The sequence below is a fragment of the Microbacterium sp. genome (assembly GCF_031179285.1).
GTDB lineage: Bacteria > Actinomycetota > Actinomycetes > Actinomycetales > Microbacteriaceae > Microbacterium.
In genome coordinates this window covers 64,373-80,436 of the sequence record NZ_JAPSHY010000012.1, presented here as the reverse complement: position 1 = coordinate 80,436, position 16,064 = coordinate 64,373, and the positions used below count along the sequence as shown (strand labels likewise).

The window sequence follows — 16,064 nt, the reverse complement described above, 5'->3', positions numbered from 1 at the left end:
GGTCAGGCTCGAGGGTGTGAGAGGGCAGAGAATGGGGGCATGGACACGCGCGCCCCCGAGGCAGACCGCCCGGTGACCGAGCTCGGAGAGTTCCTGCGTTCCCGCCGCGACCGCCTGACACCTGAGATCGCGGGGATCCGGTCATACGGCCGGCGACGCGTTCCCGGGCTTCGACGCGAGGAGCTCGCGCAGCTCGCCGGAGTCTCGGCGACCTACCTCACGCGGCTCGAGCAGGGCCAATCCCAGAACGCGTCGGATGCCGTCATCGACGCGCTCGCCCGAGCGCTGCAGCTCGACGCCGATGAGAGGTCGCACCTGTTCGTTCTCGCCCATCGCACGCCCGCGGCGCGGCCGCCCGAGGCGGAGCCGGAGATCGCCAAGAGCGGCGCCGAGCAGCTCCTGCACGCGATGGGAGAGGTTCCCGCTGTCCTCCTCGGCCGCTTCAACGACATCCTCGCGTGGAACCGGGCCGGGCATCTGCTGCTGGCCGGGCATCTCGATCCGGATGCACCTGCCCGGCTCGCAGACCGCCCCAATCACATCATGATGCTCTTCCTCGATCCGCACACCCGCGATCTCTACGTCGATTGGGAAACCGAGGCCGAGGTCGCCGTCGCCTCGATGCGGTACGCCGCCGCCACATACGCCGACGATCGCCACCTCGCCGAACTGGTCGGCGAGCTCAGCCTGAAGAGCCCCGAGTTCGCATTCCTCTGGGCCGGCCACTCGGTGCGCCTCTGCACGAGCGGAACCAAGCGCTTCCGGCATCCCGCCGTGGGTGAACTGGAGCTGGACTACGAGGTGCTCCACCTGCCGGAGGGCAACGGTCAGCGCATCCTCACCCACACCGCCCGCCCCGGAAGCCCTTCTCACGCTGCGCTCAGCCTGCTCGCCGCCGCCCAGGCCGTGCCCTAGTCGGAGGCTGCGCGTCAACCCCGTTCCCCGCGACCGTCGCGGTGCCTACGCTTCGAGCAACTGCCCTGATGCTGATGACGGGAATGCGGCATGACACTGACCACGACGACCGACACGATCGACGCGAGCGGGGACGACCGCGACGCTGAGCCCGGCTATCCGGCACCGCCGTTCCGTGCCCGCGGCCCGGTGAGCGAACAGCTGCTGGCAGCGCTCCGGCGTCCGGTCTCGGAAGCCGATGACACGCTGGCGGGTTTCGGGGAGCGGGTCGCTGCGGCGGTCGGCGCCTCGGGCGACATCGTGCGTGACGATGATCTGCAACTGACCCTCCTCGTGCTGCACGGCCTGCATTACGGTTCGGTCGTCGATGCGGACGAGGACTGGGAGTGGCATCCGATCACGGTCGCAGCAAGGGTCCAGATCGAGCGGGCGTTCGAGCGGCACCTGCGTGAGCAGGTCGGCGAGTGGGAGTCACCGCTGCCACCCGCCGACGCGGAGGCGATCGCCGCTGCACTCTTCGAGCTGACCAAACCGACCGCGGGCCCCAGCGTGTCGCGTTTCGTCGCGAAGAAGGCGACCGATGAGCAGGTCCGCGAATACGTGGTGCTGCGCTCGGTCTACACGCTGAAGGAGGCCGACGCCCAGACCTGGAGCATCCCGCGGCTCGACGGCCGGGCGAAGGCCGCGATGGTCGAGATCCAGGCGGACGAGTACGGTGGCGGCCGACCCGAGCGGATGCACTCCGCCATCTTCGCGCGGACCATGCGCGAGCTCGGTCTCGACGACACCTACGGGGCGTACCTCGATGCGGTTCCGGCGCTGACCATCGCCTCGTTCACGATGATGACGATGTTCGGACTCAACCGCCGGCTGCGCGGAGCCAGCGCCGGCCACTATGCGGCATACGAGATGACCTCGTCCATTCCGAACCGGCTGCTCGGCGATGGGTTCCGGCGCCTCGGCTACGGCGAGTCGGTCACCGACTACTTCGACGAGCATGTCGAGGCGGATGCCGTGCACGAACAGATCGCAGGGCGCGACCTCGCCGGTGGGCTGGCGGAGCAGGAACCGCTCCTGGTGGCCGACATCATCTTCGGCGCCCGGGCATCGATGCTCGTCGACGGCTGGGGTGCGGAGCGCACGCTGGCCGCATGGACGGCCGGGCGGTCGGCGCTTCGGCAGCCAGTGGACGCCGGGCTGCTCGCAGGGGACGGTGCCTGATGGGAAGCGCCCAGGTCGTCGCCTGCACCGACGGACCCCTTCTCGTCCGCGGAGATTTCGAGATCGTGTCGCCCTCCGGAGATGCCGTCGAGCGCACCCGCCGCACCGTCGCTCTGTGCCGATGCGGCGTGTCGGCGATCAAGCCGTTCTGCGACGGCACGCACAAACTGGTCGGCTTCCGCTCCGGTAACGGACAGGAACCTGCAGATGGCGAAGGCGACGACTGAGCGGCCGGGTGCGCAGCAATCGGTTCGCGGGCTACGCGGGGAGCTCGAACTCAGCCGCGGCGCCACGCGTCGTCGGTGAGGTGAGAGCCCGCCTGGGGCCCCATCTGCAGCATCCCGCCGTCGACCGCCCAGTTCGCCCCCGTGACGTAGGCGGCAGCCGGTGACGCCAGGAACGCGATGACCGCAGCGATCTCCTCGGGCTTGCCGGGCCGGGCGAGCGGGATGCCGGGGCGATGCGTCCCCTCGGCATCCTCGGACTCCATGTCGTTCATCGGGGTGGCGATCTCGCCGGGCGCGACGGCGTTGGCGGTGATGCCGTGCTCGCCCAGTTCCTGCGCCATGGTCTCGATGAGACCGGAGAGCCCGTGTTTGGCGGCGACGTACGCCGAGGAGCCGACGCGCGGCTGGTGCGCATGCACGCTCGTGACCGCGATCAGGCGGCCACCCCGACCCGCCGCCACCATGTGCCTGGCTGCGGCCTGGAGTCCCGCGAAGGCACCGTCGAGGTTCAGTGCCACCGTGTCTCGCCATTGCTCGATCGTCGTCTCGAGGAACGGTCCGTTCGATCCGCCACCGGCGTTGTTGACGAAGACGTCGAGGCCGCCGAGTTCGTCGGTGAGGTGATCGATCACGCCGGCCACCCGGTCGAGTTCGGTCGCGTCGAAGCGAGCGACCACCGCGCGGCGGCCGCGTTCGCGCACGGCGTCGGCGGTCTGCTGCGCGCCTTCCTCGTCGGAGTGCCAGGTGACGCCGACGTCCATACCGGCCTCGGCGAGGGCGATGGCGGTGGCCGCACCGATCCCGGAGTCGGACGCGGTCACGATGGCGGTGGTGGGGGAGAACGAGATGTCCGGCATGGTCGTCACCGTATTGGCGTCGACGAACGGTGTAGAGGGGGTTTACAGCCGAACAGGGTTGCGTTAGCTCGCAGCCGGAACGACGTCATTCGATCCGCTCGGTCGGGTACCTGTCGCGGATCAACGTGATGAACGCCTGGCCGACGCTGTCAGCGTCCATCAGCGCGCGGTGGATCGAGGGAGGAACGGCGAAGTAGCGATACTGTCCGCCGCCGACGAATTCGATCTCCAGCACCGCCATCTCGGGGGCGTACCCGATGGAGGCGATGGCCGACGACTCGACAGGCTCTCGCCTCATCACATCGCCTCATCGACTCCGGGGCGGACCGTCACCTCGTCGCCCACGAGTGCCGCGAGCGCCCGCGCGTCGTGCGGAGCATGCCCGCGCGCATCATTGTCGAAGTAGACGTACACCTCGCGAGGGCGGCCGTCTGCCGCGCCGCTCCCATCCGCCCATGACAGCAGCAGGTCGGCCCATTCCCGCAGCTCGGCCGTGGTGTAGCCACTGTGATACAGCATCTGCGCGCCATGCAGCCGCACATAGACGAAGTCAGCGGTGAGCGCATCGAAACGCGGCCACGTGCCGGCGGTGTCTGCGACGGTGACCGCGACCCCGTGCGCCTGGAGCAGTTCGGCGAAGCGCGGATCGTCGAAGCTCGTGGAGCGCGGTTCGATCGCATATCGCAGGGGCACGTCCGATTCGAGTTCCAGCCAGGCTCTGCCCTCGAGGCGATCATCGTGCCGTCGTGCCAGCGCCAGCGCCTCCCCGGTGGTACGGGGCAGGGCCCTGAGGAAACCGTCGAGGACATCCGGATCGAAACGCTGGCGTTCCGGGAGCTGCCAGAGGATCGGACCCAGTTGAGGACCGAGGGCGAGAAGTCCGGACGCGAAGAAGTTCGCGAGGGCCGTGCCGGTGTCGCGCAGGCGCAGCATGTGGGTCACATAGCGCGACCCCTTGACGGCGAACAGGAAATCATTCGGAACGCTGTCGCGCCAGCGGATGTAGCTCGACGGGCGCTGCAGCGAGTAGAACGATCCGTTCAGCTCGACGCTGGAGAACTGGCGGCCGATGTACTCAAGCTCTTGCCGTTGCGGCATCCCGGCGGGATAGAAGTCGCCGCGCCAGCTCGCATAGCGCCAGCCCGAGACTCCGACCCGCACGCGGGCCCGATCGGCATCCGACATCCGGTGATCGACGGGTCGGACCGCCCCGCGCGTTCCGTGATCGTCAGGTGTCATCTCGCAGCTCCTCCGTGGTCCGACGGTAAGCGACCGTAGTCGCGATTCACACCGGATTGACGGGTTCCGCCCGACCCGCTATGACCCGTCGGGGTTCCTTGCGACCGCGGCGATCTGTGCGAGCGAGCGCGGACGGGCCGCGTCAAGGCCCTTGAGTGCCGTCGGCCGTCTTCCGAGACTGAAGCCTCACGTCCCCGACCGCGAGGAGCATCGCATGCGCATCGAAGAGAACCCGCTCGACGATCAGAAGCCGGTGGCCGACCTGCAGGAACAGGAACGGCCCGACCTCGAAGAGCCCGACGACCCCGAAGCTCCGGCGCTCGGAACACCCGACTTCGCTCACCCCGACGCGAACCCGGCCGATGTCGCCGAGCAGCAGGAGGAGGTTCCGCTCGACGATGACGGGCGGGATGGCATCCGAGAGGACCCGATGCAGGACTGAGCTCGCTGCCACGCTGAGCCTGTCTTTCGCTCGTCGCGCGCGATTCGTAGGGTGGAGACATGGACAGGACACTCGTGCTGACAGCTCAGGTCGCGATCGCGCAGGGCCATCGGCTCGAAGTGACCGAACGGTTCGACGTCGAGGCTGGTGAGCCGAGGCTCGTGGGCATCGTCGACCTCGACACGGGCATCCGTTATCAGTATTCCGAGCCGCAGCGCGGAGAGATCTCGCGCTGGATCGGGCGGGTGCTCGAGTGCACCATCACCTTGCATGGGGCCGGCGCTCGTACCGAGCTCATCGTCGACCCGATCGGACCAGGGGCGTCCGAGGCGAAGGTCGCGCTTCGCGGCGCGGACGAGGCGGCGGATGCGGCGAAGGCCGAGGCCGATCGCTGGGGTGGAGCCGATCGCCCGCCGCCTGCGGAGGCCGAGCGCTTCTGGTGACGCACTGCCGGGCGGGCGTCGATGTCACCGGAAGTCGCGCGACCGGTGCGTGAGCCCGGTGCGCAGGTCTTCGAACGCATCGGCGAGCACATTGACGACACCCTCGGTTGAGCGCTCCAGGATGCCCCGGACGATCAGCGCGGGAGACTCGCGCGCGACGCGACTGTAGCGGTTCCACACACCTGTCGAGCAGATGACGTTCACGAGTCCGTGCTCGTCCTCCAGATTCATGAAGGTGACCCCCGCCGCGGTGGCCGGTCGCTGACGGTGAGTGACGAGGCCGGCGACCTCGATGCGCCTGCCCGACTCGTGCGTCTGCAGTTCGGAGGCCGGAAGCACCCCCCGCTCGCCGAGGGCTGCGCGGAAATGCGCCATCGGATGATCGTCGGTGGAGACCCCGGTCGCCCAGAGATCGGAAGCCAGCTGCTCGTAACTGGACTGGTCGGCGAACAACGGCGGCTGCACCGCCACCGTCGTCCCCGGCAGGAACCGTGCGCGATCATCGGCCGCGGCCCCAGCGAGCCAGATCGCCTCGCGGCGCTTCAAGCCGAGGCAGGCGAAAGCACCGGCCGTGCCGAGGGCCTCCAGCTGAGCGGCCGTGGCATCGGTGCGTCTCACCAGGTCGTTCAGGTCGCGGTAGAGGCCGTTCGCCTCTCGCTCTGCCACGATCCGCTCCGCCATCGGCAGACCGATCCCGCGGACGCCGCTGAGACCGAGGCGCACCGCGTACGCGCCGTCGCGGCGGTGTGCGGCGGACTCGTCGGGAGCATCCCTGTCGAACCGCAGCGGCTTCGGCTGCGGGTTCACGAGGCAGGCGTCGCTACCCGTCGGCGGGCGCCCGTGGTCGCGGAAGAACGGGGCGGTGGAAGCCTCAGTGGGGGGAGTCTCGGTCGTGAGGGGCTCAAGCGTCTCGGTGACGGCGGAGGCATGCAGGTCCGGGCGCCGTACCTCCACACCGTGACGCCGGGCATCGGCGGTCAGCGTCGCCGCCGAGTAGAAGCCCATCGGTTGCGAGCGCAGGAGCCCGGCGAGAAAGGCCGCAGGATAATGCAGCTTCAGCCAGGAGCTGGCGTACACGAGAAGAGCGAACGACAGCGAATGCGACTCGGCGAAGCCGAAGTTCGAGAACGCCTGGATCTGCGCATAGATGCGGTCGGCCGCGTCACCGACGAGCCCGCGCCGCTCCATTCCCGCGTAGAGCTTCTCGCGGACCTTCTCGATTTTCTCCAGCCCTCGTTTCGAGCCCATCGCCCGCCGCAGCAGATCCGCCTCGTCGGCCGTGCAGTCGCCGACAGCGGTCGCCATCTGGATGAGCTGCTCCTGGAAGATCGGGATGCCGAGGGTGCGCTTCAGGATCGGCTTCAGATCGTCATGCGGGTACGGCACCTCCAGGGTGAGCGGCTCCTCGCCGCGCTCGGCCCGTTCCCTGTTCTCCTCGTCGAGCTTGTCCTTCGCCATCTTGCGACGGACGAACGGATGCACCGCACCGCCCTGGATCGGGCCGGGGCGGATGAGGGCGATCTGAATGGCGAGGTCGTAGAAGCTCCGCGGCTGAAGGCGGGGGAGCAGACCGATCTGAGCGCGCGATTCCACCTGGAAGACCCCGATGGAATCGGCCCGGCAGAGCATGTCGTAGACCCCCGGCTCCTCTTTGGGAATGCTCTCCAGCGTCCATCTCTCGCCCGTCGCCGCCTCGATGAGATCGAAGGAGTGCTGGAGAGCGGCCAGCATCCCGAGTCCCAGCAGATCGAACTTCACCAGCCCCATCCAGGCCGCATCATCCTTGTCCCACTGGATGACGGTGCGATTCTCCATGCGGGCATGCTCGACCGGTACGACCTCGCCGACGGGGCGAGCGGTGAGCACCATGCCGCCGGAGTGGATGCCGAGGTGGCGGGGAGCCTTGAGCAGCTCGCCGGCGTAGGCGAGCACGTTCTCGGGGATGTCGTGCCCCTCCACCGGCTCCACGCCGGCGCTCCAGCCGTCGACCTGCCGGGACCAGGCGTCCTGCTGCCCGGGGGAGTGACCGAGCGCTCGCGCCATATCGCGGACGGCGTTCTTCGGGCGGTACTGGATCACGTTGGCCACTTGCGCTGCGCGTTCTCTGCCGTACCTCTGATACACCCACTGGATGATCTCCTCCCTGCGGTCGGAGTCGAAGTCCACGTCGATGTCCGGCTCCTCGGAGCGAGTGGTGGCCAGGAAGCGCTCGAAGGGGAGGTTGAAGAGGATCGGATCGACGGCGGTGATGCCCAGCAGATAGCAGACCGCGCTCGCCGCAGCGGATCCTCGTCCCTGGCAGAGGATCCGCCGCCGCCTCGCCTCGGCGACGATGTCGTGCACGATGAGGAAGTACCCGGGGAAGTCCTTCTCCTCGATGACGTTCAGCTCCCGCTCGATCCTGCTGCGCCCGTCGGCATCGAGGTGCGGGTATTTCTCGGGGACGGCTCGCCAGACGAGCGAACGCAGCCAGCTCATGGGGGTGTGCCCCTCCGGCACCTTCTGCTGCGGCAGCGCCGGACGCGCGCGTCGCAGCGGAAAGGCGGATGCCGCCGCCAGTTCCAGACCATGGGAGATCGCGCCCCGGTAGCGCTGGAATCGTGCGGTCATCTCGGCGCCGCTTCGCAGGTGCGCGCTGCCGTGCGCCGGCAGCCATCCGTCCAGCTCGTTCATGCTGCGAACAGCGCGCACGGCGGCCATCGCCTCGGCGAGCCTGGCCTGCTGGGGAGCTGCGTAGTGCACGTTGTTCGTGGCCACCACCGGCAGCCGCATGCGACGAGCGAGCTCGGCGAGGGCATCATTGCGACGGGTGTCCAGCGGGTCGCCATGATCGAACAGCTCGACCGCGACGTGGTCGCGGCCGAACAGGCCGACGAGGCGCCGGAGTTCGGTCGCGGCGTCACCGCGCTCCAGCGCCCGGCGCACGCTTCCCTTGCGGCATCCGGTGAGGATCGTCCACTGGCCCCCCGCCCTCGCCGCGAGTTCGTCGAGATCGTAGACGGGGCGTCCCTTCTCGCCGCCGCGCAGATGCGCGGCGGAGATCGCTCCGGACAGGCGATGGTAGCCCTCGAGGCCGCCGGCGAGGACGAGCAGATGTTCACCGGCAGGATCGGGGCTGCCTCGCTGCGGGGCCGGCAGATCCAGTGAGAGCTCGGCCCCGAAGACGGTCTGCACCCCGACATTCATGACCTCGGCCAGTTCGGCGAAGCGGGCTGCGCCGTAGAAGCCGTCGTGATCGGTGAGAGCGAGTGCGGTGAGACCGAGCCGTTCGGCCTCGGCGAGAAGCTCCTCCGGAGAGGAGGCGCCGTCGAGGAACGAGTACGAGGAGTGCGCGTGCAGCTCGGCGTAGGGCACCGCGTCGTCGGCACGGGCAAGCGCCGCGGGTGGCGTCCGCTGCCGGCGCCGGCTCACCGGCCCAGGATCCTCCCGAGGAGATCGCGGTTCATCGGCGGGGTGCTTCGGAGGATCCTCCCCGCTGAGGAGGCGCTCCAGCTCGGCCCAGGTCTGCGGGGGATTGTGCCATCCCATCAGCGGTACCGCCCCTCGGCCCACCAGCGGTCACGAGCGCGGAAGACCAGCCACGCCCGATCCCGGTCGTCGACGATCTGCAGGCGGTGACCATGCCGCCTCGCGGCGTCGTCCCAGCGACGTTCCTCGATCGGCCAGGGTCCCGCCCACGCCTGAACGCCCGCTCCGTCGACGAGAGCGGGATCGGCTGAGAGCGCTCCTCTCTCGTCGATGCCGATCACCGTGCCGTCCGCTGCCGACACGGTGATGGGCCGAGGGGGCAGGAACACCTCGGACGGCACCGGATCGGGCAGACTCCCCGGCCATGGACGCTCCGGGTCGCGTGGGGCGACCGAACGCTCACCCCAGGGCGTGAGCACCTGCCGGTCGGCGAGCCAGCGGCCACCGGAGACCGCGGCGGTGACGACACCCTGATGGCCGAGCATCGTCTGCACTCGCGAGACGGCGTGATGCAGACGCTCGTCGGAGCCCGAGCCGAAGAGCCCCGGCTGGTGGTGAGCGGCGTCATCGACGGCGACCGGCACGATGCGCACCGACACGATGCCTCCGAACGTCCTGGCCTCGTCGACCGGCTCCTTCGCGTTCTCGGCGGCCAGTGCCTCGAGCTGCCAGCGCACCCGATCGACGAGATCGGCGGCGTCGAAGCAGGTCGGGTGCAGCCATGACCGGGAGAAGACCAGGCCGTTGTCGTCGGTCAGGTCGATGCGCACCTCCGTGCACACCACCGAGGCATCCCCGAGGGCGAGCATCACCGCATCCACCGTCTGCCGCACGGCGAAGGCCACCTGATCGGCTCCGCTCAGCGCCGGCTCGAACTCCACGGCGCGAGCGAGTTCAGGATCGGGCGGGCGGGGAACGAGGGGACGGGAGTCGGCACCCGCGGCGAGCGCGTGCAGACGCGCTCCTCGTTCGCCGAAGCGATCGCGCACCTCGAGGGAATTCAGAGCAGCGAAATCCCCGAGGGTGCGCACCCCGAGCCGGACGAGGAGGCCGGTGAGCTGCTCGTCTCTGAGCGCCTGCACCGGGAACGCGCTGAGGTACTGCCTCGCGGTGCCCGTCGGCACGATGGTGAAGGGATGGCCTGCACGAGCGGCGGCCTCTGCCGTGAACGGACCGTCGGCGATGCCGATGCGCGCCTCGGGGAACCCGGCGTCGGCGAGGATGCCGACGAGGGCTTCTGCCGCCTCGGCCTCACCGCCGTGATAGCGGGAGACGCCCCTGGCGCGGAGAGCGGCGAGTCCTGGGCGAAGAAGGCCCACTCCCGGGGCATGCTTCTCGATGAGCTGGAGCACCGGGAGGAAGGCGCGCTCGTCTCTGGCCGGATCGTGGGGGAGCACCTGCAGGGATGAGAGGTGCCCCTGTGCGACTCTGCGGCGCTGGCCGACGCGGACTCCGTGCGCGCGAGCCGAAGCGGTGCAGGCCACCACGGTGTTCGCATGGATCAGAGCCGTCGGCGGATGCGGGGGCGCCCCGCCGAGGGCTGCCCGCAACGGCCAGTCGGGGAACCACAGCACGAGGACGCGGAGCGGGGCGCTCATCCTGCCGCCGCCCATCGGGAGATCTCCACCGGACGTGCCGCGGTCTCAGCAGGAAGGGAGGAGGGGGTGTCGGTGAGCGAGGGGAGGGCGGTGAGCTCCGCGGCCACCGGCTCGATCGCGCCCTGGCTGCCGGGAAGCCTCACCCGAACGCTCGACGGCACCGGCATATGCCTGGTCTGCGCCGTCACCGTCACCGTGCAGTCCGAGAGCAGCCCCCACCCGGCGCCGAGGCCATGCCAATGGGGGTCGTGGACGCGGATCGTCCCCTCGCTCTGCGGCCAGGCGGCGGTGACCAGCAGCGTGCATCCGCGGTCGCGCAGTCGGGCATTCAGCCGGGAGACGTCGGCATCGCGCATCCGGCCGCCCGGATGCACGGCGATGAGCGGCACCACCTCGGAGAGCGCGGACGTCACCGCCATCCAGCGCTCGCCGGGTTCGGGGACGAGGATCAGTCGCGAGAGGTCGATGCCGAACGCGGCGGCGGCCTCGACGCCCAGCGTCGGCATGCCGATGACGGCGCACCAGAGCCCCTTCTGCGACGCGGCGCTCAGCAAGGCCAGCACGAGGCTCGGTGAGGAGGACACCGTGTAGGCGGTGCCGGCCTGCAGCCCCTCGTCGGGGAGGATGGCGGTCAGTGCAGGATCGAGGGGGAGGAGGGGAAGGTCGCTGCGGCGTCGCTGCATCCTGCTGATCTCCCGGCGCAGCCGGAGCACCTCTCCGGCGCGGGAGTCGCCAGCCGGAGAGAGCGCGGTCACTGCATCGAGCCCGATCCCCATGCATCCATTCTCGAAGATATATTCGAATAAAGCAAGCTGCGCTGCTGACGCTAATTCGTACATCGGACATCGCTCGACCGACGACGCGCGGATCGTGGTGTCCACCCCGATCGATACGCTGTCGACATGCAGATCGAGTTCGACAGCGTCGTGACGCGCTGGGACAAACGCGTCGAATCGTGGTTCTTCGCGACGATGCCCGAAGAGCTCTCCCTCGAACTGCGAGAGCTTCCGTCACCACCGCGGGGATTCGGCTCGCTCCGGGTCCGCGCGCGGATCGGCTCCTCGATCTGGCCCACCTCGATCTTCTTCAGCGACGGCGCCTTCGTGCTGCCGCTGAAGAAGGCGATACGTCAGGAGCAGTCGATCGCAGAGGGTGACGTCGTCACGGTCGATCTCGACATCATCGATCTCTGACCGCTGCGGAGGAGTTCTCCACAGGCCCATCACGCCTCGGAACGCCATCTCCTAGCCTTGCCCCATGACCGTCCACGCCGTGATCATCGTGATCGTGCAGATCGCGCTGCTCGGCATCGGCACCTGGCTCATCGTCATCGATGCGCGCACCCACCGTCTGCCGAACCGGATCGTGCTGCCCACGCTGGCGGCCCTGCTCGCTCTCGTGATACTGGAGGCGCTGTTGACGGCTCGCACCGGCCCGCTGATCGGCGCTCTGCTCGGCATGCTGATCCTCGGCGGGTTCTACGCCGCACTGCGACTGGTGAGCCGCGACGGGATGGGCGGCGGTGACGTGAAGCTCGCCGCGGTCATCGGACTCGTGCTGGGCCGGCACGGCTGGCAGGCGCTGGCCGTCGGCGCGGCATCCGCCTTCGTCCTCGGCGCCCTCTACGCGCTGATCCTGATGGCGCTCCGGCGCGCCGACCGGTCGACGCGCATCGCCTTCGGGCCGTGGATGATCGTCGGAGCCGTGCTGGGCGTCGCGGCCGCCTGAGTGCTCGCTCGTCCCGCCGCCCATGATGCGGCGCTAGGGTGAGCACATGGCACTCGCACGACTTCACGGCGGCCCCCTCGACGGGCAGATCATCCCCCTCGGCGACGCGGACGACAAGCTGATCGTCCCCTACAGCGAGACGCAGGTGGTGTATCACCGCCGCGGTGAGCCGCAGAACACCGGCACGCAGGACGGACCCACCGAGGTCGACTACTGGTTCGACGAGTCTCTCGAGGACATCAACCCCAGCGATGACTGAACCGACCAGATCGGTCGAGGTCGAGCGCAAGTACGACGTCGATGCGGCCACCCCGCTGCCGGACTGGGACGCGATCCCCGGCGTCGAGGCCGTGACGGCAGGAGAGCCGCGCGCTCTCGATGCCCGGTACCTGGACACCGTCGACGGCGCCCTCTCGCGTTCGGGCGTGGCTCTGCGGCGCCGCACCGGAGGACCGGACGCCGGCTGGCATGTCAAGGGACCCAAGGAGGGCGACGGACGCCTCGAGCTCGGCTGGCCCCTCGGCGATGACGACGGCGTGCCGGAGGCGGTCGTCGCGGCGATCTCGCGCTGGACCGCTCTGCCGCTCGTTCCGCTCGCGCGCATCGAGAACGACCGGACCGCGTACCTGCTCCCCGGCCCGGACGGCGTCGTCGCGGAGTTCGTCGACGATCACGTTCGCGCCACGGATCTGCGCACGGGGCGCCAGCGCGAATGGCGCGAATGGGAGCTGGAGCTGGGACCGGCCGCTCCGGCGGATGCCGAGGGCCGCGAGGCGTTCTTCTCCGCTGCCGAGCGTGCGATCCGTGCGGCGGGCGGTCGCGATTCGGCATCGGGTTCGAAGCTCGCCCGCGCTCTGGGCGTCTGACCGCGTTCTCAGAGATCGGGATCAACGCGCAACCCCCTTCCGCGAGGTGCGACCCGATGCTTGAGTGACAGCATGACGCCGCCCGCCGTGCTCCGGTCCCTGCAGACCCTCGTCCCAGACACTCTTCTCGTCCAGGAGGAGGTACGCGACGTCTTCGCCGCTCAGCCGGATCTCGGGCGACTGGCGAAGCGGATCGTGGCGACCTCGTTCAACGTCTCGGGCATCGACACCCGGCACACCGTCCTGGACGAACTGTCGCTGACGGCCGACTCGTCCTCTCCGGTGTTCTTCGATCGCGCATCGGGTGAGCTGCTCGCCCCGGGGACGAAGACGAGGAACGAGGTCTACGCGCGCGAGGCGATGAAGCTCTTCGTCGAGGCCGCCCGCCGTGCGCTCGATGCCGACCCGGACGTCGATGCCGCCGACGTCACGCATGTGGTCACGGTGTCGTGCACCGGGTTCCACGCCCCGGGCCCGGATTACGAGATCGTCCGTGCCCTCGGTCTCGCCGACAGCGTGCAGCGGTACCACCTCGGATTCATGGGCTGCTACGCCTCGATGCCGGCGCTGCGTGCCGCGGGCCAGTTCTGCGCGGCCGACCCCGACGCTGTCGTGCTGGTGGTGAGCGTCGAGCTGTGCACCCTGCACCTGCGCTCCTCGGAGGACCCGGACACGATCGTCGCCTCCTCGCTCTTCGCCGACGGCGCAGCGGCGGGCATCGTCACCGCGCGCACGTTCGACTCGGATGTGCCGGGGCTCCGGCTCGATCGCTTCCACACCGCGATCGTCCCCGACGGCAAGAAGGACATGGCGTGGACGATCGGCGACAGCGGGTTCGAGATGATCCTGTCCACGGCCGTGCCGCAGATCATCGGGGAGAACATCCACGATGCGCTGCGTCCGCTCTACCGGGAGCCGGAGCTCGCCGCGGCGTTCGAGGAGGGCGCGATCGGACAGGCCGTAGAGCACTGGGCGATCCATCCGGGCGGTCGCAGCATCCTCGACCGAGTGCAGGAGAAGTTCGATCTGACGGACGGGCAACTGCATCCGGCGAGGGAGACGCTGCGCGAGAACGGCAACATGTCCAGCGCGACAATCCTCTTCGTGATGAAGAGGATCCTCGACGACGGCGCCGAGGACGGCGACCGGGTGGCCGCCATGGCGTTCGGACCGGGTCTCACCGCCGAGAGCGCGCTGCTGACCGTCGTCGCGCCGGGGAGCCATGTCGCCTGACCTCTCCACCCGCGCCGCCGGGGCCAGTGAGCTGATGGATGACCCCGGTGCGGATCGGGCGATGCTGGAGAAGACCTATCGGCGGTTCCGGCTGGTCAATGCTGCGGTCTCTCGCCCCGGGCTGATCTACCGGCGCGACATCCGCCCCCGCGCCAGAACCGGGCGGATCCGCGTGCTCGACGTGGGCTCCGGCGGTGGCGATCTGTGCCGTCTGCTGGCTGCCTCCCTGTCGCGCGACGGGCTGGTCGCCGACATCACCGCTCTTGATGCGGACGATCGGGCGACGCGGTGGGCGGCGGCCCATGACGGCGGCGCCGGGGTGAGGTATCGCAGTGCCCTGACAACCGATCTCGTGCGGGAAGGGGAGAAGTACGACGTCATCGTCTCGAACCACCTCCTTCATCATCTGAACGGCACCGAGCTCCAGGCGCTGCTGGCGGACTCGCGTCGGCTCGTCGACGAGGACGGACTCGTGCTCCATCAGGACATCGAACGCAGCAGGGCCGCCTACCTGCTGTTCGCCGCGGCGACATGGCCGTTCGCGCGCAACCTGCTCGCCGGATCCTTCATCCGGGACGACGGTCTCACCAGCATCCGCCGTTCGTACACCGCGGCCGAGCTGGCAGCCGCGGCGCCGCCGGGGTGGACGGTGCGTCGCGGAGTCCCCTCCCGCCTCGAGCTGCGATGGGACGACGCCGATGCCCGACCATGACGTCGTCATCGTCGGTGCGGGTCCTGTCGGGCTGCTGCTGGGGTGTCTGCTCGCCGAGAGAGGCCTCGACGTCGTGATCTGCGAGCGGCGAGACGGTGCAGACGGCCGCACCAGGGCGATCGGCATCCATCGCCCTGGGTTGGACGCGCTCGATGAAGCGGGGGTCGGAGAGGCGGTCAGGGGAGAGGCCCTCCGGCTCGAGGGCGGGGAGGTGCGTTCGCGAGGCCGGGTCCTCGCGTCGCTGACCTTCACCGACGATCGTCCCGTGCTGGTGCTGCCCCAGCGGCGCACCGATGCACTGCTGCGGCAGCGGCTCGCACAGCTGGACGTCGGGATCCTGCGTTCCCGGCACGAGGTGCGGGCGGTGCGCGATGAGGGTGATGTCGTGCGGGTGTCGGTCGATCGGGCCGACGGCTCGGTCGACCTCACCGCCTCGCTCGTCGTCGCCGCCGACGGCGTGCACAGCGCGATCCGCCAGAGTCTGGGCATCCCCTGGCGGCGGAGGCCGGGATGGTCGTCGTACGCGATGCTGGACGCTGCAGACCCCGACGCGGGCGTCAGGGCCCAGCTGTACTGCGAACCGGGCGGACTGGTGGAGTCGTTCCCGCTGCCGGGCGGGATGCGGCGGTGGGTGGTGCGCACCGGCGCGTCGGATCCGTCGCCGGTCGATGCCACCGCATTCCGGTTGCTGATCGAGGAGCGCATCGGGACGAGCCCCGTCATCGCGGGCGATGTCATCCCCTCCGCCTTCCGTGCCGCACAGCACCTCGCTCGTGCGTCAGTGCGGGGGCGGGTGGTCCTGTTGGGGGATGCCGCCCACGAGGTGAGCCCGATCGGCGGGCAGGGCATGAACCTGGGCTGGCTCGATGCCTCCCGTCTCGCCGAAACCCTCGGGCGAGAGATCGGGCGGCGCCAACCCGACCTTCGCGCGTTCCACCGACGTGCTGCCCGCTCCGCCCGCACCGCGCAGCGCCGTTCGGCGTTCTACATGGCGATGGGGATGCCGGCCGGCGGCGTCCCGCTGCGAGGCCGCGAGGGTCTCATCGGTCTGCTGGGCACTCGGCCGCTGCGAGCGGCGACCGCCGGCCTCATCACCATGCGGGGCATCTGACGCA

The 16,064-nt window shown here is 69.6% G+C and carries 18 protein-coding genes; 12 read left to right on the top strand and 6 right to left on the bottom strand.

Going from position 1 to position 16,064, the window contains the following annotated elements:
- Nucleotides 1–39 precede the first annotated feature (39 nt).
- The 3 genes from RIN18_RS09695 (at nt 40) to RIN18_RS09685 (ending at nt 2,363) form a co-directional block, all read left to right on the top strand.
- On the top strand, nt 40–915 hold the full coding sequence (locus RIN18_RS09695; protein WP_309103762.1) for a helix-turn-helix transcriptional regulator: 876 nt from the start codon (nt 40–42) through the stop codon (nt 913–915).
- Nucleotides 916–1,005: 90 nt separating this feature from the next.
- A complete protein-coding gene (locus RIN18_RS09690) occupies nt 1,006–2,136 on the top strand; it encodes an iron-containing redox enzyme family protein (protein WP_309103761.1) in 1,131 nt (376 codons plus the stop codon).
- Nucleotides 2,136–2,363: a CDGSH iron-sulfur domain-containing protein gene (locus tag RIN18_RS09685; RefSeq protein WP_309103760.1), complete on the top strand. Its 228-nt coding sequence runs from the start codon at nt 2,136–2,138 to the stop codon at nt 2,361–2,363. The genes RIN18_RS09690 and RIN18_RS09685 overlap by 1 nt, the downstream gene beginning before the upstream one ends.
- Before the next feature lie 50 nt (nt 2,364–2,413).
- Here RIN18_RS09685 and RIN18_RS09680 read toward each other — a convergent pair whose 3' ends face one another.
- The 3 genes from RIN18_RS09680 to RIN18_RS09670 all read right to left on the bottom strand — a co-directional run bounded on the left by RIN18_RS09680 (nt 2,414) and on the right by RIN18_RS09670 (nt 4,405).
- The gene (locus RIN18_RS09680) at nt 2,414–3,220 is read right to left on the bottom strand and encodes an SDR family oxidoreductase (RefSeq protein WP_309103759.1); all 807 of its coding nucleotides are present in this window, start codon (nt 3,218–3,220) and stop codon (nt 2,414–2,416) included.
- 85 nt (nt 3,221–3,305) lie between these two features.
- Nucleotides 3,306–3,518, bottom strand: a complete 213-nt coding sequence (locus RIN18_RS09675; RefSeq protein ID WP_309103758.1) for a KTSC domain-containing protein — start codon at nt 3,516–3,518, stop codon at nt 3,306–3,308.
- On the bottom strand, nt 3,518–4,405 hold the full coding sequence (locus tag RIN18_RS09670) for a DUF72 domain-containing protein (protein ID WP_309103785.1): 888 nt from the start codon (nt 4,403–4,405) through the stop codon (nt 3,518–3,520). The genes RIN18_RS09675 and RIN18_RS09670 overlap by 1 nt, the downstream gene beginning before the upstream one ends.
- A 268-nt stretch (nt 4,406–4,673) precedes the next feature.
- On the opposite strand from RIN18_RS09670, the gene RIN18_RS09665 reads away from it, so the two are divergent.
- Both RIN18_RS09665 and RIN18_RS09660 read left to right on the top strand, forming a co-directional pair.
- Complete coding sequence (locus RIN18_RS09665; protein ID WP_309103757.1) at nt 4,674–4,901, top strand: hypothetical protein; 228 nt, start codon at nt 4,674–4,676, stop codon at nt 4,899–4,901.
- 59 nt (nt 4,902–4,960) lie between these two features.
- Nucleotides 4,961–5,344 (top strand): hypothetical protein, encoded by a 384-nt coding sequence (locus tag RIN18_RS09660; RefSeq protein ID WP_309103756.1) that lies wholly within the window; start codon nt 4,961–4,963, stop codon nt 5,342–5,344.
- 24 nt (nt 5,345–5,368) lie between these two features.
- On the opposite strand, the gene RIN18_RS09655 is transcribed toward RIN18_RS09660, so the two are convergent.
- Genes RIN18_RS09655 through RIN18_RS09645 form a run of 3 tightly spaced genes read right to left on the bottom strand, consistent with a single transcriptional unit; the run spans nt 5,369 to nt 11,186 of the window.
- Complete coding sequence (locus RIN18_RS09655; RefSeq protein WP_309103755.1) at nt 5,369–8,872, bottom strand: error-prone DNA polymerase; 3,504 nt, start codon at nt 8,870–8,872, stop codon at nt 5,369–5,371.
- Complete coding sequence (locus RIN18_RS09650) at nt 8,872–10,410, bottom strand: DNA polymerase Y family protein (RefSeq protein ID WP_309103754.1); 1,539 nt, start codon at nt 10,408–10,410, stop codon at nt 8,872–8,874. Before RIN18_RS09650 ends, RIN18_RS09655 begins: the two co-directional genes overlap by 1 nt.
- Nucleotides 10,407–11,186 carry a hypothetical protein gene (locus tag RIN18_RS09645; RefSeq protein WP_309103753.1) on the bottom strand — a complete coding sequence of 260 codons (780 nt, stop codon included), beginning with the start codon at nt 11,184–11,186 and terminating at the stop codon, nt 10,407–10,409. Before RIN18_RS09645 ends, RIN18_RS09650 begins: the two co-directional genes overlap by 4 nt.
- 126 nt (nt 11,187–11,312) lie before the next feature.
- On the opposite strand from RIN18_RS09645, the gene RIN18_RS09640 reads away from it, so the two are divergent.
- The 7 genes from RIN18_RS09640 (at nt 11,313) to RIN18_RS09610 (ending at nt 16,060) form a co-directional block, all read left to right on the top strand.
- Nucleotides 11,313–11,603 (top strand): DUF1905 domain-containing protein, encoded by a 291-nt coding sequence (locus RIN18_RS09640; RefSeq protein WP_309103752.1) that lies wholly within the window; start codon nt 11,313–11,315, stop codon nt 11,601–11,603.
- A 64-nt stretch (nt 11,604–11,667) separates the two neighbouring features.
- On the top strand, nt 11,668–12,138 hold the full coding sequence (locus RIN18_RS09635) for an A24 family peptidase (protein WP_309103751.1): 471 nt from the start codon (nt 11,668–11,670) through the stop codon (nt 12,136–12,138).
- 46 nt (nt 12,139–12,184) lie between these two features.
- The gene (locus RIN18_RS09630) at nt 12,185–12,397 is read left to right on the top strand and encodes a response regulator (protein ID WP_309103750.1); all 213 of its coding nucleotides are present in this window, start codon (nt 12,185–12,187) and stop codon (nt 12,395–12,397) included.
- Complete coding sequence (locus RIN18_RS09625) at nt 12,390–13,004, top strand: CYTH domain-containing protein (RefSeq protein WP_309103749.1); 615 nt, start codon at nt 12,390–12,392, stop codon at nt 13,002–13,004. The genes RIN18_RS09630 and RIN18_RS09625 overlap by 8 nt, the downstream gene beginning before the upstream one ends.
- Nucleotides 13,005–13,076: 72 nt before the next feature.
- Nucleotides 13,077–14,237, top strand: coding sequence for a type III polyketide synthase (locus RIN18_RS09620; RefSeq protein ID WP_309103748.1), 1,161 nt, complete (start codon nt 13,077–13,079; stop codon nt 14,235–14,237).
- Entirely contained in the window at nt 14,227–14,949 is a 723-nt protein-coding gene (locus RIN18_RS09615; protein ID WP_309103747.1) for a methyltransferase domain-containing protein, read from the top strand. Before RIN18_RS09620 ends, RIN18_RS09615 begins: the two co-directional genes overlap by 11 nt.
- Nucleotides 14,936–16,060, top strand: coding sequence for an NAD(P)/FAD-dependent oxidoreductase (locus RIN18_RS09610; protein WP_309103746.1), 1,125 nt, complete (start codon nt 14,936–14,938; stop codon nt 16,058–16,060). The genes RIN18_RS09615 and RIN18_RS09610 overlap by 14 nt, the downstream gene beginning before the upstream one ends.
- The last annotated feature ends 4 nt before the right edge of the window (nt 16,061–16,064 follow it).

Excerpts from the sequence above, each read along its gene's own strand:
- RIN18_RS09665 (WP_309103757.1), top strand. The coding sequence starts at position 4,674 with ATGCGCATCGAAGAGAACCCGCTCGACGATCAGAAGCCGGTGGCCGAC.
- RIN18_RS09660 (WP_309103756.1), top strand. The coding sequence starts at position 4,961 with ATGGACAGGACACTCGTGCTGACAGCTCAGGTCGCGATCGCGCAGGGC.
- RIN18_RS09635 (WP_309103751.1), top strand. The coding sequence starts at position 11,668 with ATGACCGTCCACGCCGTGATCATCGTGATCGTGCAGATCGCGCTGCTC.
- RIN18_RS09615 (WP_309103747.1), top strand. The coding sequence starts at position 14,227 with ATGTCGCCTGACCTCTCCACCCGCGCCGCCGGGGCCAGTGAGCTGATG.
- RIN18_RS09670 (WP_309103785.1), bottom strand. The coding sequence starts at position 4,405 with ATGTCGGATGCCGATCGGGCCCGCGTGCGGGTCGGAGTCTCGGGCTGG.
- RIN18_RS09620 (WP_309103748.1), top strand. The coding sequence starts at position 13,077 with ATGACGCCGCCCGCCGTGCTCCGGTCCCTGCAGACCCTCGTCCCAGAC.
- RIN18_RS09685 (WP_309103760.1), top strand. The coding sequence starts at position 2,136 with ATGGGAAGCGCCCAGGTCGTCGCCTGCACCGACGGACCCCTTCTCGTC.
- RIN18_RS09680 (WP_309103759.1), bottom strand. The coding sequence starts at position 3,220 with ATGCCGGACATCTCGTTCTCCCCCACCACCGCCATCGTGACCGCGTCC.
- RIN18_RS09690 (WP_309103761.1), top strand. The coding sequence starts at position 1,006 with ATGACACTGACCACGACGACCGACACGATCGACGCGAGCGGGGACGAC.
- RIN18_RS09645 (WP_309103753.1), bottom strand. The coding sequence starts at position 11,186 with ATGGGGATCGGGCTCGATGCAGTGACCGCGCTCTCTCCGGCTGGCGAC.
- RIN18_RS09650 (WP_309103754.1), bottom strand. The coding sequence starts at position 10,410 with ATGAGCGCCCCGCTCCGCGTCCTCGTGCTGTGGTTCCCCGACTGGCCG.
- RIN18_RS09655 (WP_309103755.1), bottom strand. The coding sequence starts at position 8,872 with ATGGGATGGCACAATCCCCCGCAGACCTGGGCCGAGCTGGAGCGCCTC.
- RIN18_RS09640 (WP_309103752.1), top strand. The coding sequence starts at position 11,313 with ATGCAGATCGAGTTCGACAGCGTCGTGACGCGCTGGGACAAACGCGTC.
- RIN18_RS09625 (WP_309103749.1), top strand. The coding sequence starts at position 12,390 with ATGACTGAACCGACCAGATCGGTCGAGGTCGAGCGCAAGTACGACGTC.
- RIN18_RS09695 (WP_309103762.1), top strand. The coding sequence starts at position 40 with ATGGACACGCGCGCCCCCGAGGCAGACCGCCCGGTGACCGAGCTCGGA.
- RIN18_RS09675 (WP_309103758.1), bottom strand. The coding sequence starts at position 3,518 with ATGAGGCGAGAGCCTGTCGAGTCGTCGGCCATCGCCTCCATCGGGTAC.
- RIN18_RS09630 (WP_309103750.1), top strand. The coding sequence starts at position 12,185 with ATGGCACTCGCACGACTTCACGGCGGCCCCCTCGACGGGCAGATCATC.
- RIN18_RS09610 (WP_309103746.1), top strand. The coding sequence starts at position 14,936 with ATGCCCGACCATGACGTCGTCATCGTCGGTGCGGGTCCTGTCGGGCTG.